Annotated in this window: 17 protein-coding genes; 5 read left to right on the top strand and 12 right to left on the bottom strand. The window is 41.5% G+C overall.

Going from position 1 to position 24,301, the window contains the following annotated elements; all coding sequences use genetic code 11:
- Nucleotides 1-79 precede the first annotated feature (79 nt).
- Nucleotides 80-1,444: a glucoamylase family protein gene (locus HMPREF9007_RS07885; protein ID WP_008762517.1), complete on the top strand. Its 1,365-nt coding sequence runs from the start codon at nucleotides 80-82 to the stop codon at nucleotides 1,442-1,444.
- Between the two features lie 27 nt (nucleotides 1,445-1,471).
- Here HMPREF9007_RS07885 and HMPREF9007_RS07890 read toward each other — a convergent pair whose 3' ends face one another.
- Entirely contained in the window at nucleotides 1,472-4,033 is a 2,562-nt protein-coding gene (locus HMPREF9007_RS07890) for an outer membrane beta-barrel family protein (RefSeq protein ID WP_008762516.1), read from the bottom strand.
- Between the two features lie 1,687 nt (nucleotides 4,034-5,720).
- Between HMPREF9007_RS07890 and HMPREF9007_RS07895 the strand changes: the two genes are divergently transcribed.
- Nucleotides 5,721-6,161 carry a hypothetical protein gene (locus HMPREF9007_RS07895; protein WP_008762515.1) on the top strand — a complete coding sequence of 147 codons (441 nt, stop codon included), beginning with the start codon at nucleotides 5,721-5,723 and terminating at the stop codon, nucleotides 6,159-6,161.
- 171 nt (nucleotides 6,162-6,332) lie between these two features.
- On the opposite strand, the gene HMPREF9007_RS07900 is transcribed toward HMPREF9007_RS07895, so the two are convergent.
- The 4 genes from HMPREF9007_RS07900 to HMPREF9007_RS07910 all read right to left on the bottom strand — a co-directional run bounded on the left by HMPREF9007_RS07900 (nucleotide 6,333) and on the right by HMPREF9007_RS07910 (nucleotide 12,744).
- Nucleotides 6,333-7,208, bottom strand: a complete 876-nt coding sequence (locus tag HMPREF9007_RS07900; RefSeq protein WP_032850573.1) for a DNA/RNA non-specific endonuclease — start codon at nucleotides 7,206-7,208, stop codon at nucleotides 6,333-6,335.
- An 81-nt stretch (nucleotides 7,209-7,289) separates the two neighbouring features.
- Entirely contained in the window at nucleotides 7,290-9,317 is a 2,028-nt protein-coding gene (locus HMPREF9007_RS26425) for a DUF6359 domain-containing protein (RefSeq protein ID WP_008762513.1), read from the bottom strand.
- Nucleotides 9,318-9,338: 21 nt separating this feature from the next.
- Complete coding sequence (locus HMPREF9007_RS07905; RefSeq protein WP_008767130.1) at nucleotides 9,339-10,172, bottom strand: DUF5689 domain-containing protein; 834 nt, start codon at nucleotides 10,170-10,172, stop codon at nucleotides 9,339-9,341.
- A gap of 31 nt (nucleotides 10,173-10,203) precedes the next feature.
- Nucleotides 10,204-12,744: a TonB-dependent receptor gene (locus HMPREF9007_RS07910; protein ID WP_008762511.1), complete on the bottom strand. Its 2,541-nt coding sequence runs from the start codon at nucleotides 12,742-12,744 to the stop codon at nucleotides 10,204-10,206.
- Nucleotides 12,745-12,943: 199 nt separating this feature from the next.
- Between HMPREF9007_RS07910 and HMPREF9007_RS07915 the strand changes: the two genes are divergently transcribed.
- A complete protein-coding gene (locus HMPREF9007_RS07915; protein ID WP_008762510.1) occupies nucleotides 12,944-13,975 on the top strand; it encodes an endonuclease/exonuclease/phosphatase family protein in 1,032 nt (343 codons plus the stop codon).
- A gap of 14 nt (nucleotides 13,976-13,989) precedes the next feature.
- The gene (locus tag HMPREF9007_RS07920) at nucleotides 13,990-15,129 is read left to right on the top strand and encodes a DNA/RNA non-specific endonuclease (RefSeq protein ID WP_008762509.1); all 1,140 of its coding nucleotides are present in this window, start codon (nucleotides 13,990-13,992) and stop codon (nucleotides 15,127-15,129) included.
- Nucleotides 15,130-15,160: 31 nt separating this feature from the next.
- Here HMPREF9007_RS07920 and HMPREF9007_RS07925 read toward each other — a convergent pair whose 3' ends face one another.
- The 7 genes from HMPREF9007_RS07925 to prfB all read right to left on the bottom strand — a co-directional run bounded on the left by HMPREF9007_RS07925 (nucleotide 15,161) and on the right by prfB (nucleotide 21,176).
- The gene (locus HMPREF9007_RS07925) at nucleotides 15,161-16,276 is read right to left on the bottom strand and encodes a type II toxin-antitoxin system HipA family toxin (protein WP_008762508.1); all 1,116 of its coding nucleotides are present in this window, start codon (nucleotides 16,274-16,276) and stop codon (nucleotides 15,161-15,163) included.
- Entirely contained in the window at nucleotides 16,260-16,586 is a 327-nt protein-coding gene (locus tag HMPREF9007_RS07930; protein WP_008762507.1) for a helix-turn-helix transcriptional regulator, read from the bottom strand. The genes HMPREF9007_RS07925 and HMPREF9007_RS07930 overlap by 17 nt, the downstream gene beginning before the upstream one ends.
- A gap of 143 nt (nucleotides 16,587-16,729) precedes the next feature.
- Nucleotides 16,730-18,022 carry a DUF4010 domain-containing protein gene (locus tag HMPREF9007_RS07935; RefSeq protein ID WP_008762506.1) on the bottom strand — a complete coding sequence of 431 codons (1,293 nt, stop codon included), beginning with the start codon at nucleotides 18,020-18,022 and terminating at the stop codon, nucleotides 16,730-16,732.
- 50 nt (nucleotides 18,023-18,072) lie between these two features.
- On the bottom strand, nucleotides 18,073-18,540 hold the full coding sequence (locus HMPREF9007_RS07940; protein ID WP_008767136.1) for a CYTH domain-containing protein: 468 nt from the start codon (nucleotides 18,538-18,540) through the stop codon (nucleotides 18,073-18,075).
- A 20-nt stretch (nucleotides 18,541-18,560) separates the two neighbouring features.
- Nucleotides 18,561-19,613 carry a porin gene (locus HMPREF9007_RS07945; RefSeq protein WP_008762504.1) on the bottom strand — a complete coding sequence of 351 codons (1,053 nt, stop codon included), beginning with the start codon at nucleotides 19,611-19,613 and terminating at the stop codon, nucleotides 18,561-18,563.
- 228 nt (nucleotides 19,614-19,841) lie between these two features.
- On the bottom strand, nucleotides 19,842-19,976 hold the full coding sequence (locus HMPREF9007_RS27815; RefSeq protein WP_010536260.1) for a hypothetical protein: 135 nt from the start codon (nucleotides 19,974-19,976) through the stop codon (nucleotides 19,842-19,844).
- An 83-nt stretch (nucleotides 19,977-20,059) separates the two neighbouring features.
- Nucleotides 20,060-21,176 (bottom strand): peptide chain release factor 2 gene (gene prfB, locus HMPREF9007_RS07950; protein WP_161800204.1). Its coding sequence is split into 2 segments (ribosomal slippage): nucleotides 20,060-21,112 and nucleotides 21,114-21,176, totalling 1,116 coding nucleotides; the frame shifts between segments, so codons are not numbered across the junction.
- Nucleotides 21,177-21,281: 105 nt separating this feature from the next.
- Here prfB and HMPREF9007_RS07955 point away from each other — a divergent pair.
- Nucleotides 21,282-24,200 (top strand): M16 family metallopeptidase, encoded by a 2,919-nt coding sequence (locus tag HMPREF9007_RS07955; RefSeq protein ID WP_032850572.1) that lies wholly within the window; start codon nucleotides 21,282-21,284, stop codon nucleotides 24,198-24,200.
- Nucleotides 24,201-24,301 lie beyond the last annotated feature (101 nt).

Genomic DNA, 24,301 nt, shown 5'->3' with positions numbered 1-24,301 from the left:
TAACTGCGAAATCTCTTAAAACCGTGAAATCCGTGTAATCCGTGCCTAAATTTTATTCTCTCATTTAAATCCACAATCAATGAAAAAATTATCTCTCTATATTTCGCTCCTCTGCCTGATACTGACAGCAGGAGCCTGCAAAAACAAGACCGGCGGAGCAGCCACCGCCAGTTCCGAGCTCACGGACGATGCCTTGATGGACACCGTTCAGCGCCGCACCTTTCTCTACTTTTGGGAAGGTGCCGAGCCCAACAGCGGACTTGCCCCCGAACGGTATCATGTAGACGGGGTATATCCGCAGAATGATGCCAATGTAGTCACTTCCGGCGGCAGCGGCTTCGGCATCATGGCTATCCTTGCCGGAATAGACCGGGGGTACGTCACCCGCGAAGAAGGTCTGGCACGAATGGAGCGCATCGTCTCCTTCCTCGAAAAAGCGGACCGTTTTCACGGAGCATATCCGCACTGGTGGTATGGCGATACAGGAAAGGTGAAACCTTTCGGACAGAAGGATAACGGAGGTGACTTGGTAGAAACTGCCTTCCTGATGCAAGGACTGCTCGCCGTACACCAGTATTACATCAACGGTAATGAGAAAGAAAAAGCACTGGCAGCACGCATTGACCAAATATGGAAAGACGTTGACTGGAACTGGTACCGCAACGGTGACCAAAATGTGCTATACTGGCACTGGAGCCCCACCTATGGCTGGGAAATGGACTTCCCCATACATGGGTACAACGAATGTATGATTATGTATATCCTCGCCGCAGCCTCTCCTACCCACGGAGTACCGGCAGCCGTCTATCACGATGGCTGGGCGCAGAACGGAGCTATCGTCTCCCCGCATAAAGTGGAAGGCATCGAACTGCATCTCCGCTATCAGGGCACGGAAGCCGGACCGCTTTTCTGGGCACAATACTCCTTCCTCGGACTCGACCCCGTCGGTCTGAAAGACGAATACTGTCCCAGCTACTTCCACGAAATGCGCAATCTGACATTAGTGAACCGTGCTTACTGCATCCGCAACCCCAAACACTACAAAGGTTTCGGACCGGACTGCTGGGGACTGACTGCCAGCTATTCCGTCGATGGATACGCTGCTCATTCACCGAATGAACAGGATGACAAAGGGGTTATCTCTCCCACCGCCGCCCTTTCATCCATCGTCTATACACCGGAATATTCGATGCAAGTGATGCGCCACCTGTATAATATGGGGGACAAAGTCTTCGGTCCTTTCGGATTCTACGATGCTTTCAGCGAAACAGACAACTGGTATCCGCAACGTTACCTTGCCATCGACCAGGGACCAATTGCAGTCATGATCGAGAATTACCGGACAGGGCTGTTATGGAAACTCTTCATGAGTCATCCCGATGTACAGGCAGGACTTACCAAGTTAGGTTTCAATACCAATAAGCAGGATGTAAGGCAGAAATAAAGAAATCACAGCGTGCGTGGAAGTGGTCTACTGACCACCTCCTCCACCTGTATTCCCACCTTCGCCGCCACCACCTTTCACATCGTCATTATTGATGCTTCGGGCAGCTTTCTTCACACTAGCTTTCAGTTCACCAATCCGGTAGCTGATACTGAGTCCAAAGCTACGGCTCGGCCACTTGCTGCTGCTCTTTGACAGGAAGTTTACACCTTCCGTATGATTGTTATAGCTTCTGTATTTCTCAAATATATTACTGCAATACACATTCAGGCTCAAACGCTCATCTTTCAGGAAAGAACGGCTCGCACCCAAACTATAATAATAATAGCCGGAACCTTTTCCCTGTAGATTAATATAAGGAGTACTACCGCCACCATTCAGACTTAACCGTATTTTCAACGGAAGAGTATGCTGGACGCCACCATAGAAAGAACCGTTCCATCCATAATTGTGCAATCCCTGCGCTTCGCTTTTCAAATCGCTGTAGTTTCCACGGCCATTGACGTACAGGCGCGTTTTAGGAGATGCGTTCCAGTTCAGATAAAGGCTCATTCCGGTGTTCCGGCTCTTTCCTATATTGGCATAAGTGCTGTACAAGGCCCCTTCCGGTGCTATGTGCGTGGGATCATTGTCAAACATCTCCCCTTCGGGCGCCGTAATCAACCGGCTTATATTCTCAATACTGTTATTGTTGAAAGAATGGCGCAGCGACACATTGATATTGAACTTCGCACTAAAATTGCTATAAGACAAGTCGAACGCATGGCTTTTTTCACTTTTCAGGTTCGAGTTACCTTGGGTGATAAACATCGGATTCAGATTATTAAAATAAGGATTCAGATTCCAGATGCCCGGACGCCAGATACGCATATTATAACCGACACGCATGTTTTGAGTCTTGCCGAGCTTCATGCCAAGAGAAACGGATGGCACCAGATCGCTGAAGTTCGTGTGAAAATTCTCACCCGGTCCAACGATATATTTCACCCGCTGCACAGTCTGTTCATAGCGCACTCCCGGCTTGAAGGTGAAATCCTTATATTTCAATGTATATCCGAGATAAGCGGCTAAAATATGATTCAAATGACGATAGTCGCTACTGCGGTCTTCGTTATATAAATAATCGTCACTTCCTCCGGCTGCTTCATATAGTTTGTTGTCACTGGTATTGCGGCGGAAGATATATTTCGCACCTGCCTCCACGGTATGCAACTCGCCTATCGGAGTCGTATAGTCCACTTGGAAGGTCTGTTCCATGGTATTCGTTTTGCCGTCCGACTGGCTGTTTTTCAACAGCAACCGTTTCACGAGGTCGTCCACCTCCTCTTTGGCGTGAATATCTTCATAGCCAGTATTAGAATTGCTTGTCTGAGGCTGCGTATTGATCTTATAGGAGAAAGTGATCATCCGCTGCTTGTTCTTTCTGGACGTGCGCTGATAGTCGATGTTTCCATTGATGGAATACCAGGAGCCATCTCCATGATTGCCGGTCCGGTAGCTGTAGGCTATGTCCTCATGGTTAGCACCATACATGGTGGTAAATCCATCGCCATAATTTTTACTATTGCTGCCATACATTCCAAAAGCCACCGTCAGCAGCCTTAAGGTGTCGATCTCATAACTGCCTTCCAGGTTTCCATACTGGAAGTTGCCTTTCGACTTGGAACTGCTATTTGATTCAAGATATTTTTCCGTATCCGACTCATAGTTCTCACGGTAGCTGTCCGAATATCCACGGGGCCGGTCATTGTAATTAAAGTTGTAATTGGCAGAGACAGTCATTTTCCCCTGCTTCACCATTGCGTAGCCGCCGGCACCGGCACCGTAGTTGCTGGCATTTGCCCGGAATGTTGCCGTATATCCTTCGAATCCACCGCCTACTGTTACGATATTCAAAATACCTCCCACTCCTTCAGCGTCATATTTAGCTCCGGGCGATGTTATCACCTCGATATATTTAATGGAATTGGCGGGCATACTCTTCAACACCTCTTTCGGGTTGTTGCTCATCATATTGTTGGGCTTCCCGTTGACGTGTATTTTAAAGCTGCTGCTACCATTCACCTGTATGTTGTCTTCTCCGTCCACTGTCACTAAAGGCACTTTTCGAAGCATCTCCAATATACTGTTCGATTTCGAGTCGGGGTCATCCTCAATATTATACTCTATCTTGTCTACATCCACCTTGACCAAAGGCTTTTGCGCCACGACTTCCACTCCTTTCAATTCATTATTAGCCTCAGCGGAGAGCATTGTCCCCAAATCAATGACTCTAACCGATGGTTTCAAAGTGAACTCTTTCGTGACGGGCGCCTTGCCTATCGAAGAAATAGTAATGACGTAATCTCCCGCACCTACATTCAGTTTCTCCTGAAACCTACCATTGGCACCCGTCACCGCCATCTTGACAGCCTTGTCCGGTGCTCCTTTTTTAGTAATCTTAATAGTAGCGTATGGTTCTCCATCCTGAGTCAGTGAATCCAAAAGTACCCCTTTGACAGTATAGGACGGCGTAGCAGAGTTTTGTGCCCAACCTGTCATCACTGCGGTGAACACGAATAGTAATAGTAGCAACAATCTGTGTTTCATGTTTGGAATCGTTTTAGTTTTTAGTTTATTAGACGAAGTTTCTTTCAATTTCTTACAAATACGGGGTAAAAGTAGATGGTTTCTTTATGGTTACGAAATCTTCGGAGTTAAGAATCGTAAAAGAAGAGATAAAAAAGATTATACGAAAAGAGAAACCGATTTCTAGGTCATAGAATGGCAGAGGTCTTTCTTGGCTGCACATTATAAATACATCTTCAAAATCTTAAGAACAACGGCATAATTGAATAAAGGTTTTCTCTGTAGAAAATAACGTCACCGCATTCATAAATTAATTCGTCCGGCTATAGGCATCTTTTCGTCCGCCTATAGCCGGACGAAAGGTTGCCTATAGGCAAACGCAACTTTGCCTATAGGCAGACGAATTAATTCATTCACTAAAAGAGATTAAGTTGTACACTAAAAGGTATTATATTTAGAACCCATATTTTATTTGCCATTAATATCAAGTAATTCCTGATATATCAGAGAATCGTTTTTCATTTTATTGCACATCCACTTCCATGCAGGCATCACCTTGATTTCCCTTCTCTTGAGCTTGCATCAACCATATACCAAGTAACTTGTATGAGCTGTGTAATGTTAGAAATTCTTACACTTAAACGCCCCCTTCCCATCAAAGCCAGATGCTTTTATACGTCATACTATAAATTTTCAAATAGAAGGGTAGCCTTCACCTTTTCTTCGAAACCTTTTATTCATAAGTGATAACGGGTGAAGCATATCGCCCTTCACCGATCCTTCACCCAATTTTCATATGTAATCATAAAGACATCGTTCACTTTGCTATAAGCTAATTTGTTTTTGCTATAATGATATTCGTATTAGCTATAACCTAATAAAAAGATGCTAATAGATTATTTTTTTCTTCCCAATGTTTGTTTCAAACCATTGATAGTTTATTTCAAACACTTACAATGTTTTCTCCACTCACTAGGTGAATAGCCGACCCTTCACCCGAGATCACTGATAAATAAAAGGTTGAGAGGAAAAAGTGAAGGTGAAGACGACACTCGTAACATCTACCGTATGGTTATTTAAAGCAATGCTTTAGCAACCATAAAGCATTGCTTTTGAAGATACAAAGCGTTGCTTTACGAAGGAGATAAATGCGCTAAGTGCTACTAATGGCAAACAACACCTTGAAATAACATCATCTAAACACAAAAAATCATTCTAAATACCAGACTTCTTTTATTTATTCCCATTCTCCCACTTTATTCCGAAAAAACATATATCTTTGCTGTACACTTTCTGCGCATCAGCGAGATGTAATAAGCGGGTAGTGGTTTTTACAACTTAATTGGAGTAAATAACGTATTATCTCTCGGTCTTGAAACTTAGCAATTTCATTTAGAAGAGGGATGATACAACAGATACTCCACGTGGATGGCTGTATATCAACATATCAGTTATAGATGTGTTATATATAAACGATTGACGTGGATGTCTGTTGTTATCATTATCTTTCTAAGGGTTTTGCTAAGACCTCAAGACCGGATAATGGTTCAACAGCATCCATGTCTTTTTTGTATCCGGTCGGTTCCCCTACATAATCCCCATACCCCATAACCCTCCGACTAGAAAGCAAAATGCAGGGATGTTTGTTGCACCATGCTTGGCAAGAGTTATTCGCTCTTTTTGTTAAACGCATAAACAAAGAAACACTATGCCGAAATGGATTAGCATAGACGAAGCGGCGCACAAGTACGGAGTCAAAGAAGAAGACATCTGTTTGTGGGCAGAAATGGAAGCAATCACCGCATCTTTCACAGAGACTACTCTTATCATTGACGAAAAGAGCCTTCAGAGATTTATATACCTGCGCAAGAATCTTCCCACAACAGGATATATCCGCACACTAGAACAACTCTGTATCAATCAGTCTGAAGTGTGTAAACTGTATATGGAAGTCATTGAGCTACAAGAAAAAGACCTTCAATACAAAAAGCATAGAATTTCAGTGCTGGAAAGGCAGTATGCGATGGCAACCAAACAGAACAAGTTAAGAGAAAAGATAATCACGATAACCTCTGATATGCTAAGTAAAGCTGAAAGTGGATGGTGGGAAAAATTGTGGATGAAGATCAGTAATAGACAAAAGTTATAAAACCATTATACAACTAATCTATGTCTTATTTAAATATGAGTTCAATAACACTAAGCTATCAGAGCATATTCCTATATAACCCAAAACCTTCATCCCCCACTTTAATCTCCTATCGATAGGAAGAAGTGGAAGATGAAGGTCTAATTATATCTATAACAAACAAGTTTTATTCTATTGCAGTCCGGTCCAAGCAGATATTGCGTACTTAGATTCTACAGCATTCTCTAAGTTGTCCGGTAAATTATGAAAGAAATCCAAACCTGTTAATTCTTCCAGTTCGTCAATTGTTTTAGCACATTCAGATAATGCAGGCTTTGCTGTAGTACTTTGATCCAGCCAAAAACCAATGGCTTTATAAGTTTCCCCCTTTTTACAAAGTAATGCCATGAAATAATATTTAGGAACAGGTTTCGATTTATCTCCACCAATATATGTCCATATTTGATTTTCTTTATCTATAGTCCCACCTTTCACGACATACAGAGTATCACGAAAAGTACTACTTCGTCCCCAAGTACGAACTTTTCCTTCCAAATCACTCCAAACACCTGTATTAAAGTAATTCTTCTGCGGACTCATATTGCTATAATAGAAAGTTTGCTCATTGGCATCTTTTGAATAAAGACGGTCTGAAGAAGCACAAATATGCCCACGATCATAGCCTTGCTTTCCAAAGTCACTTTGTACCCGTTGATCAGCCTGGGGAATATTTGGATCAGATTGCCAGGGATCACCACCCCATTCTGTCTTTTTCCAATCATTACGGTTCCAATTTGTTTGCCCTGTTACATTATAATATTTAAAGGCTACCCAACGAGCGTGCTTTTTACTCTTGTCATACTCCATACTATAGGTGGTAACCTTCTCTCCACTAAATGTTGTAGTAGGAGATAGAAATATATCATCAGCACCATTACGTAAAGCAGGAAATTCAATAGGTCCAGAGGCTTCTAGCAATCTATTTTCCGCTTCATCACTATCACAAGAGATAAAAGTTAAACTATGTATCCCTAAAAGAAAAATTATCAAATAATTAAATCTATTCATCATTATTGAAAATTAAGGGGAGTATATTACTCCCCTTAATTTTTTAGCTATATTAATTACTACTTTTTAGTCAAAGAAATATCATCTATTAAAAAAATCTCTTTCTGCTACATTGCTCTTTGAACTCGCAAAGAAAATCGAAACTTTAGTTTCAGCATCTAAAGTAAATTCATGAGTATACTGTTCCCAGTCATCAGTAAGTTTATCTGCTGGATCCAAATACTTATAACTACTACTATTAGGTGTACCGTCATCTTTAATCGGAACATAACCCATTCTAAGTTCAGTTTCTGCAGCAGATATCCTTTTTGAGAAAACAGAAAGAGTATATGTACCTGCTGCTAAAGTAATATCACTACTACCGAAACGTGCATTTTTACCATTACCTTTTAAAAGAACAGCATTAGTTCCAGTCTTTGCAATTGCACTTTTCTCATAAGTAACATTCGTCACTGAAGTGCGTCCCCAATTATCAGGATTTGTTTCAGTCCACGTCTCAAAACTTGGATTAACAAGTAAATTTGTTGACGGTTCCGGATCAGTACCGCCTTTCTCTACACCTAATAATCTTATATTATAAAGACGTAATCCCTTAGTATTGTCAGTACCAGCAGCAAAGAACTTCAATGTAGAGTTTGCAGTACCTGCGATATTAATATCCACTTGCATTTCATAGAATACATTCGCATCATTATTATCCTTACTAACAATTTTACTTGGAACCGTTAGTTCGGTACCATTAAATGCAACTTTCAAAACATTTAGATCAATAGAGGTACCAGCATCAAACACATTAGAAGCTGCTTCATAAAGCAATACGAATTTTTTATAACCAGCAGCATTAATTTTAGAAATTGAAAACTCAGTATCTCCATTAGCTGGGAACCAAATATTGTTTACTTTATTATCTTTTTCTGTTTTATTTTCCTCTGTTCTATGAGCTATAGCACGAATATCAACTTTTCCTGTAGCACTAAAAGTCAAGTCTTTATTATCCCAATTTTGGAAATCAGCAAAGGCAGTAGTTGCACTAACCAACGCACCAAGAGTTTCAGTAAAAATCTTATCACCTTCAACAGGCGGGTTTGGAACATCACCATCACCTACCACCTTAACATTCTTAACTTCCCACATACCAGCAGCCTCTGTTGTACTAACGTACTTAAAAGCAAACTGTATGTTCTTGCCTACATAATCTTTCAAACTAATATTACCCGATGACACAAACGTCCAACTAGCTCCATCTGAATAATTCGGAATCGCTATCTGTGCCCAAGCATCCTTTCCTGTTTCTGTTACCCATAATGTTAGATCTTTTGTTTTATCGGCAGCAAACTTATAGGCATGATCAAATACAAGTGTAGCATCAGACGACTTAGTTAAATCAACAGAAGGAGATATAAGCCAACTTTCGGCTGCTTTATTTTGATTGTTAACAAAAGCACTTGCTTTCATATATCCACTTTCATTATATGCAGACCATTGCCAAACAAATGTAGAGCCTTCAGGAAGTTGAACATTATTTATTGTAAATGCACCCTGACTGGCTGCAAATGTTTCTTCAAAGAGAACAGTTCCAGTCGGCGGTTCCGGATCAGTACCACCACCATCACCAATATCTTTGCCATCAAGAACTGCAGCAGTAGGATTTTTAAGACCAGCAACTCCAAAGTATTTAGTTAACTGTCCTTTAATTACAACAGCTTTACCTAAATTTCCTTCATTATCTTTTAAATTCAAAGCTGTACGAACATCTGTTCCTCCTACAAGCTGAACCGGAATGCATTTCTTATAATCAGTCTCATCAGCATCAGCAGCAATCAATATATTTGCAGGATTTGTAAAAGGAGGCGCAAATACAGATTCAGTCTTAATATCTTTGTCTGTAATATTACCTACAATATACCCCATCACCCAAGCTTCTGAATTATCCTGCTTGGCCATAGCACTTGCTATGTCATATGGATTCTCTTTCGTACCATCTCCGGTCAAGGCAGGTCCTTCGCCGTTTCCTCCTCCATTGATATCATAAGGAGCAGGAACATCACTACAACTAAATGTGACTAACGTTATTATAGTCAAGAATAAAGCATTTAGAATCTTTTTCATAATAGTTGAATATTTATTTTATTAGTTATTTCTTTGAATATCACTATATGTTCTAGCTACAATTTGCCATGTACTATTATAACGGCTCAGAATACCTATCACATTAATTTTACCTGTCGGCATCACTTCGGTTGAGAAATTAGCATAAGTGCTGGTACGGAACGTCAATGTTGAATTATCATCCAACACCAATGTACGGTTTACTCCGTTACCACCATCCTTCAAATCTTCAGGAGCAAAAGTAGCAGTACCATCCGCTTCTTTAATTGTAACATCCTTGAACATCACAAGTACAGGCGCCAAGTCTTTATCATAAGCTTTCAGCTGAGCGCCGGTAAGTTCCATCGGAATAAGCTCGTCATACCACAATTGAGGTTTATTGATTACTCTGACATGATCCAACCATACAGCCAGGTCCATACGTCCAATGGCTCCTTTGTAGGTAGTACCTATCTGAGCTTGCATTCCGTATCCACCCACATTCAAGTTTTCACAGTCAATCACCACTTTCTGTCCAACAGGGCAATTAGCATAAATGCCAGTAGAGTTAATACCTACCACAATAGCTCCTGTTTCATCAGCCACAATCAGCTGTTTGTAGATATTTCCACTTTCGTCGTCACCTACTACTACACCGGAAATCCGAGTTTCTTCAGTAACTGTCTGAAACTGATTTGCCGAAATTACTGAACTGTATTTTTCCTTCAGATTAGCAATCGAAATAGTCCGTTGCTCTTTTATAGTGTTATTACCATAAGCGTTCCCTGTCACAGGCGTATCAAAGTCGTCCATACATGACGAAACGCCTAATGTCAGCAACAACGCGGCAGATAAAATAAATGTTATCTTTTTCATATCATTTCCTTGTATTAATTTGCCCATTTATTTAGAATCTATATCCAATGTTCAAGAAAGCATTGCAAGCAGGAGCATAATAGTACTTAGAGTTCTTAGAGAAAACATATGTACGTGCTTCTCCGTCATCATAGCTATCATCACGGTTCTGCTCATATCCACCAGTACGCAAGTTCGTATTATTAAGAATATTGTTCACACTAAGGTTAATGCTCAGGCTCTTTCCATTCTTCAAACGAATATATTTACCAATAGAAGCGTCAAGCATGAAACCACCATTCAATTCTTCCTGCTCCGGTACATTGTAGCCTACCGGATTACCATTAGCATCTACAGCGCCATCAGAATACTTTCCTAATACACTACCTAAACGACGGTAAGTAGAGAAGTCCAGATAAACACGGTGATAATAATTTCCTGTTACGTTAAAGAACCAACCTTTCACGCTGTAGTCCAGTCCGAGGCTATATACAGACAACGGTGTTCCGTTATCACGAAGTCCTTTACAATAAACGCGGTCAATATTAGATTCACTTTCACTTTCATAAGTACGAACAGCCGTAGGATTATTCATATAACGGGCATCAGACCACGTACCGATAGCTGTCAATGACAGATTGGACATGAGTTTAAAAGTTGCAGCAGCTTCCACACCCCAATTTTCCTTATCAATTCCGCTCATAGAAAGGTAAGTGAAACGAGCTTCATTATCATTGTAGAAAGCATCCATTTCAACCTGATCATTAAAACGAGTATAATATCCAGTGACACGTCCTGAAACAATAGGAGTATTGAAACGATAAGTCAATTCACCGTTATAAATCTTCTCTGTTCTCAAACCATGTGCAAAATCGTTCTTGATACGAGGAGCGATGAATGAGTTATATGCCAACGGAGCACGGTTCTCATAACCGGCGTTCAGGATCAATGAATGATTACCGTTAATAGAATATGTAAATCCAGCTTTCACTGCACCTTCCAGGAATTTAGCTGTGCCACTGCTTCCCAAAGATTTCTTAGGAGCACGACCATTACGCATCTTTCCATCACGGCTAATTTGCGCTGATCCGATCTTACCTGATACGAAATAATTGAAATGTCCATCGTTATCACCCTGATAACGCGCCCATACATTTTGTTTATTTACAAAGATATTATAGTCATAACCGAACTTATCACCTTCACCGATACGTCTGTTAGGATTGTCCAAGTCATTCTGAATCACATAAGAGTTATAACCATAATCACGGACAGAGAACTTATCAACATCTGTATATAAATCACCACCCAACAAATCCTTCATCTTCTTATAGTGCATACCTTTAGTAGTATTCACAGCTAAACCGACCACATAGCTATTATGCTGGTCAATCGTATGATTGAAGATCGAACTGAAATTGAAAGCTAACTGGTCATTATGACGTTCTTCCTGATAATACAAGGTCTCTTTTCCCAATGCATTGGCCTGCTGATTGGCAAAGTACATCTGATCCCAATCAATTTGACGAGTAGACTTACTGGTTTTCCAGCGCTCTGTTACTTCATTGAACAGATTCAACTCATCTTCACTCGGCACTGTCGACTTATCATATACATTAAAGATAGAACTAGGCAACTTCTTATAATAATCCGGACGAGGATCGGCAGCATTGCCCGACCATCCAAGTGCACTTGTACCATAATTACTATATTTGAATCCTGCACTTGTCTTCAGCTTCATTTCTTTATTGATATCAAAATCCCAAGATGCGATAGCAGAAGGCTCGAAAGAGCGTACAACACGTGAGTTACGCTTTTCACCATTCTGATAACCCCAGTTTGGATTGTAATAGTGACTATTAGCCAGATAATAAGCTTCTTCTGTAGAGGCACCTTGCTGTCCTCTTTCTGTAGGAGCCCCCCATGTAGCTATAGACAAGCTATGTTTGTCATTAAAGACTTTCTCTGCTGCCAGAAAATAAGAGAACGCATTATAGAATGTACCTTCAATAACACCTTCGTTAGCCCAACGATATCCGAGAGAACCTGTAAATGCCCAGCCATTCTTCAATAAACCTGTAGAATAGGTATACATACCTCTCAGAATATAGTTACGATTACAGCCGGAGAGACTTAATTTTGATCCTGCTGCATATTGACTGGCACGCATATTGATATTAGTAGCTCCACCGATAGGGCCAAAGGTGAAATTATTAATTTCAAAAGCACCGATACCTTCTTTATTACGTGTCGCATCGTTCAATCCTCCAATCATTCCATAGCTGAAACGACCGGTTTCTACATCATTGAACAGAACACCATTAATATACGTATCGCTGTACTGCGAATTATAGCCCCTGACGCGAAAACGCATCGGGCTAAACAAGTAGCCGACATTAGAAAGGTACACATCATTGTTGGAAGAGACAAAAGCAGATGCACTTTGAGCTGCATCATCATCTTCATTCAATTGCGATTCAGTGAATGTGAAAGAAGCATTATCTTCACGTGCATTCTTTTCGGCCTTCTGCTGAGCAAAAATAGCTGGCGAAAGACAAAACAATGCAATCACTATTCCTAATCTTTGTTTCATAATTTAAATTATTATTAGTGTTAATTTGTAGCACGAAAATTCACAGTTATATTACAGCGAGAGTACAAAACAACAAAAAAAAAGGGATATTACAAGAAAAAACAAAGAAAAAATAGGTGATAATACTTGTTTTTCCGTTTTCTTTTTAGATATTTGTCAAACCAATGTAATATTCAGAAACCTAATTTATAGATAAATAATGAAAAAGTTTTTAACGGTATGGGGCCTGTTACTGTTTATTTCGATAACAAGCTATTCACAGGAGAAAAAGTATGCTCTTTACAGCGTAGCGTTTTATAACCTTGAGAATCTGTTCGATACAATTCATGACGCGGGCAAAAACGACTTTGAATATTTACCAAATGGTAAAAATAAGTGGAACTCCATGAAATATGAAGCGAAGCTAAAAAACATGTCTGAAATATTAAGTCAGCTATCGACAGACAAATTACCATTAGGACCAACTATTATCGGTATGTCGGAAGTTGAAAACAGAAGAGTATTGGAAGATCTACTCAAACAACCTGCTTTATCCGACAGAGGATACGAAATTGTTCATTATGAAGGTCCGGACCGGCGTGGTGTGGACTGTGCATTTTTCTACAATCCGAAATTCTTTCACCTCACTGCCAGCAAACTCGCTCCATATATTTATGAGAATAATGATACTACCTATAAAACCCGTGGTTTCCTTATTGCCAGCGGTACACTTGCCGGTGAAAAGGTGCACTTTATCGTAAATCACTGGCCTTCACGTGCAGCCGCATCACCCGCTCGGGAAAGAGCAGGAGAACAAGTCCGAGCCTTAAAAGATTCTTTATTAAATGAGGATTCAAATGCAAAGGTCATCATCATGGGAGACATGAATGACGATCCAATGGACAAAAGTATGGCTGTTGCATTAGGAGCAAAACGCAAAACTCAAGATACAAAGGAACATGATTTGTATAATCCCTGGTGGGACACTTTAAAGAAGGGTAACGGTACTTTAATGTATGATGGTAAATGGAATCTGTTTGATCAGATCGTATTTACAGGAAATTTATTAGGTAATGACAGAAGTACACTGAAATATTACAGAAACGAAATCTTTAGAAGAGATTATATGTTCCAAAAAGAAGGAAAGTACAAAGGATATCCCAAAAGAACACATGCCGGAGGTGTATGGCTTAACGGATATAGCGACCACTTGCCAACCATTATTTATTTAATCAAAGAGATTAAAGACTAACGAACAGTTAACTTATGAAACATAAATTCATCCAAACCTTACTATTAGTACTACTCCCTACCCTGTTTGCAGCGTGTGGTAGCGACAACAATGATCCAACAGATAATATTGGCGGATTAAGTGTTAGTACAGACCTTAAAAACAATGAAGTTTCCGCAAAGGGAGGCAGTTTCTTTCTACAAATAAAGACAGACGGTAAGTGGACTGCATCTAGTCAGGATAGTTGGTGCACAATAAATAACAAAGAGGGAAACGGGAATGCCTCTACCATCTGTTCTGTATCCGCTAATGATGATGATGAACGTTATACTGTTATCACCGTAACATCTAATGGAAAGAGTGAAAATATAACGATCACCCAAAAAGGAGGAAATGGTGAAGAGCCTGATCCGGATCCTAATCCATCGGGATATGCAGGAAGAATTGAAATTCCAGCATTAAACAAGGCAAATAATAATTTATTCATCACCCATACTACGCAATATAATGGTAAAGAAGTAATAACTTACAGTTTTGAATATGATTGTACTCAAAAAAGTTCACGTTGGGTAGCTTTTACTTTCAGCACCTCAACACCTGACAATAAAGTCGGACGTGCAGGAGACTTTAGTGATGATCCCAGCATTCCATCACAATATCGAACACACGATGGTGATTATACTGGTTCAGGCTACAGCAGAGGACATCTGGTTGCTTCGTCAGACAGACAATACTCTGCAACGGCTAACAAACAAACTTTTTATATGTCCAATATGAACCCACAGATACAAGACGGATTCAACGGCGGCATATGGGCAAGTTTAGAAAAGAAAGTACAGACATGGGGGAACATAACTAACGATCAAGATACCCTTTATGTAGCCAAAGGAGGTACTATTGATAATAACAATATTATCAAATATCTTAAAACAAATAACACTATTCCAGTTCCCAAATATTTCTATATGGCTATTTTATCACTAAAAAATGGTCAATATAAAGCAATAGGCTTTTGGTTTGAACATAAATCATACAGTAACAATAATTATGCATCTTATGCCCTTTCAATTGACGAACTTGAAGAAAAGACAGGAATCGACTTCTTCCACAATCTTCCCGATAACATTGAGAATGAGGTAGAACGAAGTTACAATAAAAGTGATTGGGGATTATAGCATCCCCCAATATGAGCAAAACAGAAGGGTGTCAAAAAGCAGCGGCACTATAATCCTTAGATAATAACTCAGCACACCCTTCTGCAATAGTCAATATCATCTCTTTTCCCTTTTTCCGAGGAATACGAATGCTCTCTCCAACAATCAGCATATCTTCTATAGTAGGATTACCATGATTATTAACAGAGGTAGCATGTTCTCCATTATATCCGTTATTGCATCGGGTCAAGTCATAAGCCGGAGCTAACGCCCAGTTCCCCTCTTTATAAATGAAACTAAAGTTTTTGGCATGGTCATCTTTATTATCCGTTAAGACATTGAAGACCATACGCCGGAACATTTCATCTACCTGTTTAGGGTCTTGGGTAAGATAACCAACCAAGTGCAGTAAAGTCTTATAATCCAATCTGGGTTGCATAATAGATTCATTAAGTAGTGCCCCTGCCGTAGCAATATGATACCTAATACCATTTTCAATATCAAAACGTTTGGTAGCAAAATACTTTCCGTCCATCAATTTAAAGTCCGGTACTGTTATGCCACATTTACGAGCGACTTCATTATAACGATACTCCATCGCTCCCATATCTTTCAGATCATATGTATGCCTGAACTTCACCAACCAAGCTCCTTCTGTATCGTGAAGTAAACATTTAGGGCGGCATCCACCTGAGTTGCCACTATTAAAGTAAAGTACCTCTTCATCCTCATACGATTTCTCTGACAGTATGTCCAATGCCATTTGCTGAAGGCAATCTAGTGTCGGAAGAGATTTTTCTTCGCCAATGTATGTCTCCGGTATATAACAAAGAGCTCCCATCCCTGATGTTCCGACTATACTCAACCGTTGCAAGGGAGTTAGCTCGCTATCATTCACCCCTTGTTTTTTGAGTAAACGATGAAGTAAATAACGCCCATATCCATCAGGGAGACTGTCTTCAAAAATACCAAAGTTTCCCCAAAAAGGTTGTGGTTTAGCAATAAACAAATCAGGTTTTAAAGGCAAGTCAAGCGGAGAGATAGAAAACCCATTAGCCAACCACTCTCTATCATACTGAAATGCGCATAGCCGATTATCAGGTGTCATACTGAGAGTTCCAACACTTCTACTATGATAGGTTACTATCAGTTTATTTACTGATTTCATTACGCCCCTTCTTTCTGTTTTTATTCTTATTAATCATTTCCAACTCCTCCATTGTACTAAACAGCGGTTCAGATAAAAGTTCCTTGATAGCTTTAGAGTAACCCAGTGCTTTTGCTAATGCCACATAGGATGCCAATGAAATAGTATGCTTTTGTTCGAACTTGGCAATAGTAGGCGTCGGAACTCCGCTAAGTTCGGTAAGAGCTTCTCGGGAAAGTCCTTTCTCAAGCCTGCGTTTCTGCAGATTCTGAGCCAGAATTGCCAGCAACTCTTCGGGTCTCTCTACATCAAAATTATAAAATAAAGGCATACAATTGTATTCAATTAATTAAAAAACAGTACTATTCAGATACTATTATATCTAAATACAAAGATAGCTTCTTTATTCAAAAAAACAAAATATAAGCCAGTTCCATTGAATGTATTCGGCAACAAAAAAGATGCCCCCCTTTTCTACAAATAGAAGAACAGAAGCAACACAAGATTTACCCCGATCACCGTCCCGAATCCTCCCAAAATCCAGGGACGTAACTTACTACCTTTCCCTGCAAAAAACAAAGCATAAAACATATTCACCAGAATATTACTGATAATAGCCTGCATACTGCAAGCCACAACAACCAGTACAGCTACGCTCCCTGTATTCTGCAAAAGGTTCAAGATAAAAGGAGTAATGTCACTAAGTCCGGATACAAAAGAAAGCAGATTCAATCCGCCTGTACCCGCATAAACCAAAGTATAGTGCGTCAGCACTGTAAACACAACGAAGAGAGTGGCAAAAATCAGAGCAACTTTAAATTCGAGCGGGTTACTGCTGTCCTCATCTTCCGACTCATCGGTCATATCCTTGGAGCGTCGATGACGGGAATGGATAAACCACGCAACAACGGCAGCTACCACAGACATAATCAAAAGATAAGGATAGATAGATGTAAATATCTCCCTGCTAAAGATCAGAATCAATATCATAAAACGCAGAAACATCATGCTGACCGCAAGCAGCATAGCAGCTACATATTCGTTCGCCTCCTGCTCGGAAGCCTTTCTACTTTTACGGGCCAATACCGAAATTGTGGCAGTACTACTATATAATCCACCGATAATGCCGGAAACCAATACTCCCGATTCATGAAACACATAGCGTTTCAGCAAGTAAGACAAATACGAGATACCGGAGACGACAACCGTTGCCAGCCAAATAGAATAAGGAGTGAGATTAATATCCGGAATCAGGTTCTTGTGCGGTAACATAGGCAATATGATACCACTGATAGCCAAGAACTTTGCCAGCGTAATCATCTCATCGTTCTTCATCCGCTGGGCAAACTCCGTAAAAGTGTGTTTAAGCTCCGTCAATAAAAGCACCGTCACAATCACCATCACATAAAACCAGGAAGGCTGGGTAGAAACAATAGGAGCCAGACAATAAGTAATCAGTGCAATAATAATGGTCGTTACACCAAAAACATGGAATTGAGACTGCTTGACGTAATAGTTCAAGCCCAGCAATAAACCGAGCACAGCACCACCACCCATAAACAGACGCATATCCGTAGGATCGAGTATATAGAGCAAATAGCCTAGAATACCAATGAAAGTAAATGTACGGTCAGTCCCGAAGAGAGTTGTTTCCCCTTCACGCTTCAGACTGATCCGTCGTTGTGACAGTCCGATAAGTAAAGAAAATAAAGTAACCAGAACGAAAGTTATCAGTTCTCTCGGTAGATAATTGTACAACTGTTCCATATACTGCTCTTTTAGTACTAGGAACAAATATACAGCTTATTTGTTAACATTCACCACGTTTTATACGGTTTTTTCATCAGGTGAGAGTTATAGTAGCGTACATCCCCGGTCACTTCTTCGCCAATAAACCCGGGCTTGACAAACGCCTCATCTTCCGTGCCCAGCTCTACTTCAGCCACAATAAGTCCTTCATTCTCACCGTAGAACTCGTCTACTTCGAAGACATGATTGCCACTACGTACCAGATAACGGGTCTTATCAATCATTCCCGGTTCGCAAAGTTTCATCAGTTCTTCCGCTTCGGACAGGGGAAGTTCCTTTTCCCACTCATAGCGACTGGTACCCGATTCGTTGGAAGCACCTTTGATAGTGAGATAACCTTTATCGTCACGAATACGAACCCGCACCGTCCGACCACGGGCGCTGCAAATATATCCCTGCATAATCCGGCTCTGCGCAAAAGCAAAGGATTTAAAATCACCGGAAACTAAAAATTTACGTTCTATTTCTTGTGCCATAGCACAAAGATAATTAAAAATCAAAATCTCGTCATAAACTCAATAACGATTTTATCACGCTCCGATTCTTTGGGAACTCCGGACTTCTGATAGAAATACTTCTCAAAGTTGAGACGGAGATCGGCAATAAAAGCTTTGGAAAGGCTCAGCGTGATACCGCCTGTCACACGATGACGGGCATAGTCGTTTATCTTCAAAACACCTGTCTCACTGTCCGCCAGCCCATTACTGTGGTCAGTCATCATATCATAACGGGCCAGAAAAGAAATCTTATTGAATACTTTTTTCAACGGCAAATCATAATTCACAAAGCTATTGACCGCATGAACGTCCTTAAACGCTTCGTGTCCATACATTTTATACAAATACTCCGCTTCGATATGAAAACGATTATTCTGATAGTAGATGCCGGCATCATACATATTAATACGGGTATGTTCCGGCTTTATCATTTGAGTGCTCAAAGTGAGATTCCAATTTTTATTAGGCAGCAACTGTGCTTTTATCGAATAATTCAAGGTCTTATGCCATTCCTTCTGATTAGTCAGTCCGGAGCCGTTAAACAATCCACCTTCAAGGATAAAAGGAAGACCTTCTTTTTGTGTATAACAACCGGTGAAGCCGACATCACGCACATTGCCCACCTGCTTGGCTATAAAAGAACGATTGGCAAAATACTGCTGATGGGGAGAACGATGGGCGTCGATCGTGAAAGGTACACGCATCTGACCAATCGTAAAATTCAGGTCCTTGACAGGAAATACACGGGCATACGCATCAAGCATCTTGATGGAACCCTCGTCGGACAAATCGATCTCCGCTTTATAGGCAACAATCGGATGTACATTTCCCGAAACACTGAAGCGGGCATTCCGCACTTCAAAACGGCTTTCGTTGGTTTCTGTCTGAAACTCATATTTTCCCCGGATTGTCCCATGAATTTCAGGCAAATAATCTTTCAGTTCCATGGTCTGCTTATCCAGCTGTTTGCCATCCCCGGCATCTTCTTTAGCCTGTCCGCAGGCTGCTGTCGCCATCAAAAGCAGGGCGACGGTTGTTGTAATTCTACTCATTCAGTTGTTTGCTACTTAATTCGCGGCAAAGGTACAATGAGCAAGATACGGAGAGATTACAAAAGAGATACGGTGAAATTACAGAATGGTTACAATACTGTTACACGGATAACAAAGGGGTTACAAAAAAAGAATTCACCACGGACTACCCTCGTCAGCATGGATATTCACCGTCGACAATCAACGTGTCCCTGTCCATGCAAAACTGTGTAACCTGTGGTGAATCAATCAGCCGAAAAAGGAATATGCGATCAGCATAATCAGCGCCAAAATAATGAGTGAAACAAATACTATCTTGACTACCCGCTGGGCCTGCTCCTCCTCTTTCTTACTATGTGCTACTTTTCTCTTACTTTTACCCATAATGTTAGCTTTAAAGTTCAACGCTAACAAAGTAAAAACAAATCTTTTAACTTTCCAAAAATAACACTCGCTAATTTTTGTTTTTATGATTCCTGCGATGAAAATTCCATCAGATAGGCTTTGATGAATTCCTCGATTTTACCATCCATCACTCCGTTTACATCCGAAGTCTGATAGTTGGTACGATGGTCTTTCACGCGACGGTCATCGAATACATAGCTGCGAATCTGCGATCCCCATTCGATTTTCTTCTTACCGGCTTCCACTTTCGCTTGTTCTGCCATGCGGTGCTGCAATTCTTTATCGTATAAGATAGAGCGCAACTGGCGCATTGCATTCTCACGGTTCTTCGGCTGGTCACGAGTTTCGGTATTCTCGATAAGGATTTCCTCTTCTTCTCCCGTATAAGGGTCTTTGTACTGATAGCGCAGACGAACGCCGGATTCCACCTTATTAACGTTCTGGCCACCGGCACCACCGCTTCGGAATGTATCCCATGAAATGCAGGCAGGCAGAATATTCACTTCGATACTGTCGTCCACCAACGGAGTGACGAACACGGAAGCAAACGATGTCATGCGCTTGCCTTGCGCATTGTACGGAGAAACACGCACCAGACGGTGAACGCCGTTCTCTCCTTTCAGATAACCATAAGCGAAATCTCCCTCAATATTGATGGTACAGGTTTTGATTCCTGCCTCATCCCCTTCCTGAAGGTTGGCGATAGTAGCCTTGTAACCGTTCGTTTCAGCATAGCGCAGATACATACGCATCAACATAGATGCCCAGTCCTGACTTTCCGTACCACCCGCACCGGAGTTGATTTTCAACACACAGGCCATCTGGTCGGCTTCATCACGCAGCATATTCTTGAGTTCGAGTGCTTCCACCGCTTCACTGGCTTTCGCATAAGCCGCGTCCACATCTCCCTCAGTCACTAATTCTTCTTTATAAAAATCGAACGACAGTTCCAGTTCGTCCGCCAGCGTCTTGACTTCATTATAGCCGTCAATCCACTTTTGCAGGTCTTTCACCAGTTTCATCTGGGCTTCCGCTTTCTTCTGGTCATCCCAGAATCCCGGCGCCTGCGTTCTTAGTTGCTCTTCTTCGACTTGAATTTTCTTCCCGTCGATGTCAAAGATACCTCCTCAGCGCATCAGTGCGCTCTTTCACGTCTTTAAGTTGTTCAATAGTAATCATGTGATTTACAATTTTATCATTTACAATTTACAAATTTCTCTTTTCGGTGCAAAGGTAAGAAAAATTCCGCTACCTTTGTTTCTGTCACTAAAATGTTGTCACAATATGAACAAACTCCTGAAACTTTCATGCTTATCGCTCTTCCTTGCATTAGTGATGAGCAGTTGTAGCTCACAAAAGAAGTATAGCTACGAGACAGTGCCCAATGACCCGCTGAAAGCCCGCATCTACACACTGGACAACGGATTAAAAGTTTACCTCACTGTAAACAAGGAAACTCCCCGCATTCAAACATTCATCGCCGTGCGGGTGGGCGGAAAGAACGACCCGGCAGAAACGACCGGACTGGCACACTACTTTGAACACCTGATGTTTAAAGGTACCGACAAGTATGGCACACAGGATTATGCTGCCGAAAAACCACTATTGGACCAAATTGAACAGCAATTTGAGATATACCGCCAGACGACGGACGAAGCAGAGCGCAAAGCGATCTACCACACCATCGACAGCCTCTCTTACGAAGCATCCAAATACGCCATTCCCAACGAATATGACAAGCTGATGGCTGCTATCGGTTCTTCCGGCAGCAACGCCTACACATGGTATGACCAGACTGTCTATCAGGAAGATATCCCCTCCAATCAGATAGAGAACTGGGCAAAGATTCAGGCAGACCGCTTCGAGAATAATGTCATCCGCGGTTTCCATACGGAACTGGAAGCTGTATACGAAGAAAAAAACATGTCTCTGACCCGGGACAACAGCAAAGTGCAGGAGGCGATCTTCTCCTCTCTCTTCCCCAAGCATCCTTATGGAACACAAACCGTATTGGGTACACAGGAGAATCTGAAGAACCCTTCCATCACCAATATCAAGAATTACTATAAACAATGGTACGTTCCCAATAATATGGCGATCTGTATGTCCGGAGATTTAGACCCAGATGAAACCATTGCCTTGATAGATAAATACTTCGGAGGCTTGAAGCCGAATCCGGAACTTCCCAAACTGAATCTGCCGAAAGAAGATCCGATCACCGCACCTGTAGTTAAAGAGGTATTAGGTCCTGATGCGGAAAGCGTTGCACTGGCATGGAGATTCCCCGGATTGGCCAGCAAGGATTTCGAGGTTCTGCAAGTTGTTTCGCAAGTATTATACAATGGAAAGGCAGGACTCATCGACCTTGATCTGAACCAGCAGCAGAAGGTGCTGAACAGCTACGGTTACCCGATGGGACTGGCAGATTACTCAGCCTTCATATTGGGCGGACTTCCCAAACAGGGACAAACGCTGGAAGAAGTCAAAGACCTCTTGCTGAACGAAATAAAGAAACTTCGTGCCGGAGAGTTCGATGAGAAGATGCTGCAAGCCAATATCAACAACTTCAAGCTCTACGAGCTCCAAAGCATGGAAAGCAATGAAGGACGTGCCGACATATTCGTCAACTCATTCATTAACGGAACAAACTGGGAGGACGAAGTAACCGCCATCGACCGCATGGCTAAACTGACCAAAGAGGATATCGTGGCCTTTGCCGATAAATATCTGAAGGAGGATAATTATGCCGTTGTCTACAAGAAACAAGGCAAGGACCCGAACGAGAAGAAGATGACAAAACCGGAGATTACTCCCATCGTATCCAACCGGGATGTGGCAAGTCCATTCCTTACCTCCATACAGGAGAATGCAGTAAAGCCCATCGAACCTGTATTCCTCGACTTCAAGAAAGATATGAGCCAGCTGACAGCGAAATCCGATATTCCGGTACTCTATAAGCAGAATACTACCAACGATCTTTTCCAACTGATCTACGTATTCGATATGGGTAACAACAACGACAAGGCATTGGGAACGGCTTTCGACTACCTTGAATATCTGGGCACTTCCGACATGACACCGGAAGAACTGAAGAGCGAGTTCTATCGTCTGGCGTGTACTTTCTACGTTTCTCCGGGCAACGAACGCACCTACGTGGTTCTTTCCGGTCTGAATGAGAATATGCCGGCTGCCATGCAACTATTCGAAAAGTTACTGGCAGACGCACAAGTAAATAAGGAAGCTTACAACAATCTGGTCGGAGATATACTGAAAGCCCGTGCAGATGCCAAACTGAATCAAGGACAGAACTTCTCCCGCCTGATGAATTATGCGATGTACGGTCCGAAGTCTCCCGCCACCAATTTACTGACGGAAGCAGAGCTCGCCAGCATGAATCCACAGGAACTGGTTGACCGGATTCATAATCAGAACAACTACAAACATCGTATCCTGTATTATGGTCCTAGCAGCAGCAAAGACCTGCTGGCTACCATCGACCAATATCACCAGGTACCGGCTACTCTGAAAGATATTCCTGCAGGAAACGAGTTTTCTTATCTTGAAACACCGGCGACCAAAGTACTGGTAGCTCCTTATGAAGCCAAACAGATCTATATGGCGCAAATTTCCAATCTTGATAAGAAATACGATCCGGCTATCGAACCTACCCGCGAATTATATAACGAATATTTCGGCGGAGGCATGAACTCCATCGTCTTCCAGGAAATGCGTGAAACACGCGGACTGGCTTATTCCGCATGGGCGGGTATAATGCCGCCAAGCTATCTGAAGTATCCATATACGATACGTACCCAGATTGCAACTCAAAATGACAAGATGATTGATGCCGTCAATACGTTCAACGATATTATCAACAATATGCCAGAATCCGAAGCAGCCTTCAAATTGGCAAAAGAAGGATTAATCAACCGCATGCGTACCGACCGCATCATCAAAAGCGATATTATCTGGACTTATATCAATGCACAGGATTTGGGACAAAGCGTAGATCCGCGCATCAAACTCTATAATGACGTGCAGACTATGACATTGAAAGATATCGTTGATTTCCAAAAGGAATGGGTGAAAGGACGCACGTATGTGTATTGCATCTTGGGAGACAAGAAAGACCTTGACATGAATAAGCTGAAAGCGGTAGGTCCTATCGAAGAACTCACTCAGGAACAAATCTTCGGTTACTAAAGCATAGTGTTCTCCATAAAATAGCAGACACATAGCCTATTGATACACAAAGAACAAACGGTGAACAGCTTGCCAAATATGCAGCTTGTTCACCGTTTATC

The sequence above is a fragment of the Bacteroides sp. 1_1_14 genome, assembly GCF_000162515.1.
GTDB classification, from domain to species: domain Bacteria; phylum Bacteroidota; class Bacteroidia; order Bacteroidales; family Bacteroidaceae; genus Bacteroides; species Bacteroides thetaiotaomicron.
This window is presented reverse-complemented; position numbering and strand designations above follow the sequence as displayed.

What these genes read in the sequence shown, in the direction of transcription:
- HMPREF9007_RS07885 (WP_008762517.1), top strand. Translation starts at nt 80, where the DNA reads ATGAAAAAATTATCTCTCTATATTTCGCTCCTCTGCCTGATACTGACA.
- HMPREF9007_RS07890 (WP_008762516.1), bottom strand. Translation starts at nt 4,033, where the DNA reads ATGAAACACAGATTGTTGCTACTATTACTATTCGTGTTCACCGCAGTG.
- HMPREF9007_RS07895 (WP_008762515.1), top strand. Translation starts at nt 5,721, where the DNA reads ATGCCGAAATGGATTAGCATAGACGAAGCGGCGCACAAGTACGGAGTC.
- HMPREF9007_RS07900 (WP_032850573.1), bottom strand. Translation starts at nt 7,208, where the DNA reads ATGAATAGATTTAATTATTTGATAATTTTTCTTTTAGGGATACATAGT.
- HMPREF9007_RS26425 (WP_008762513.1), bottom strand. Translation starts at nt 9,317, where the DNA reads ATGAAAAAGATTCTAAATGCTTTATTCTTGACTATAATAACGTTAGTC.
- HMPREF9007_RS07905 (WP_008767130.1), bottom strand. Translation starts at nt 10,172, where the DNA reads ATGAAAAAGATAACATTTATTTTATCTGCCGCGTTGTTGCTGACATTA.
- HMPREF9007_RS07910 (WP_008762511.1), bottom strand. Translation starts at nt 12,744, where the DNA reads ATGAAACAAAGATTAGGAATAGTGATTGCATTGTTTTGTCTTTCGCCA.
- HMPREF9007_RS07915 (WP_008762510.1), top strand. Translation starts at nt 12,944, where the DNA reads ATGAAAAAGTTTTTAACGGTATGGGGCCTGTTACTGTTTATTTCGATA.
- HMPREF9007_RS07920 (WP_008762509.1), top strand. Translation starts at nt 13,990, where the DNA reads ATGAAACATAAATTCATCCAAACCTTACTATTAGTACTACTCCCTACC.
- HMPREF9007_RS07925 (WP_008762508.1), bottom strand. Translation starts at nt 16,276, where the DNA reads ATGAAATCAGTAAATAAACTGATAGTAACCTATCATAGTAGAAGTGTT.
- HMPREF9007_RS07930 (WP_008762507.1), bottom strand. Translation starts at nt 16,586, where the DNA reads ATGCCTTTATTTTATAATTTTGATGTAGAGAGACCCGAAGAGTTGCTG.
- HMPREF9007_RS07935 (WP_008762506.1), bottom strand. Translation starts at nt 18,022, where the DNA reads ATGGAACAGTTGTACAATTATCTACCGAGAGAACTGATAACTTTCGTT.
- HMPREF9007_RS07940 (WP_008767136.1), bottom strand. Translation starts at nt 18,540, where the DNA reads ATGGCACAAGAAATAGAACGTAAATTTTTAGTTTCCGGTGATTTTAAA.
- HMPREF9007_RS07945 (WP_008762504.1), bottom strand. Translation starts at nt 19,613, where the DNA reads ATGAGTAGAATTACAACAACCGTCGCCCTGCTTTTGATGGCGACAGCA.
- HMPREF9007_RS27815 (WP_010536260.1), bottom strand. Translation starts at nt 19,976, where the DNA reads ATGGGTAAAAGTAAGAGAAAAGTAGCACATAGTAAGAAAGAGGAGGAG.
- HMPREF9007_RS07955 (WP_032850572.1), top strand. Translation starts at nt 21,282, where the DNA reads ATGAACAAACTCCTGAAACTTTCATGCTTATCGCTCTTCCTTGCATTA.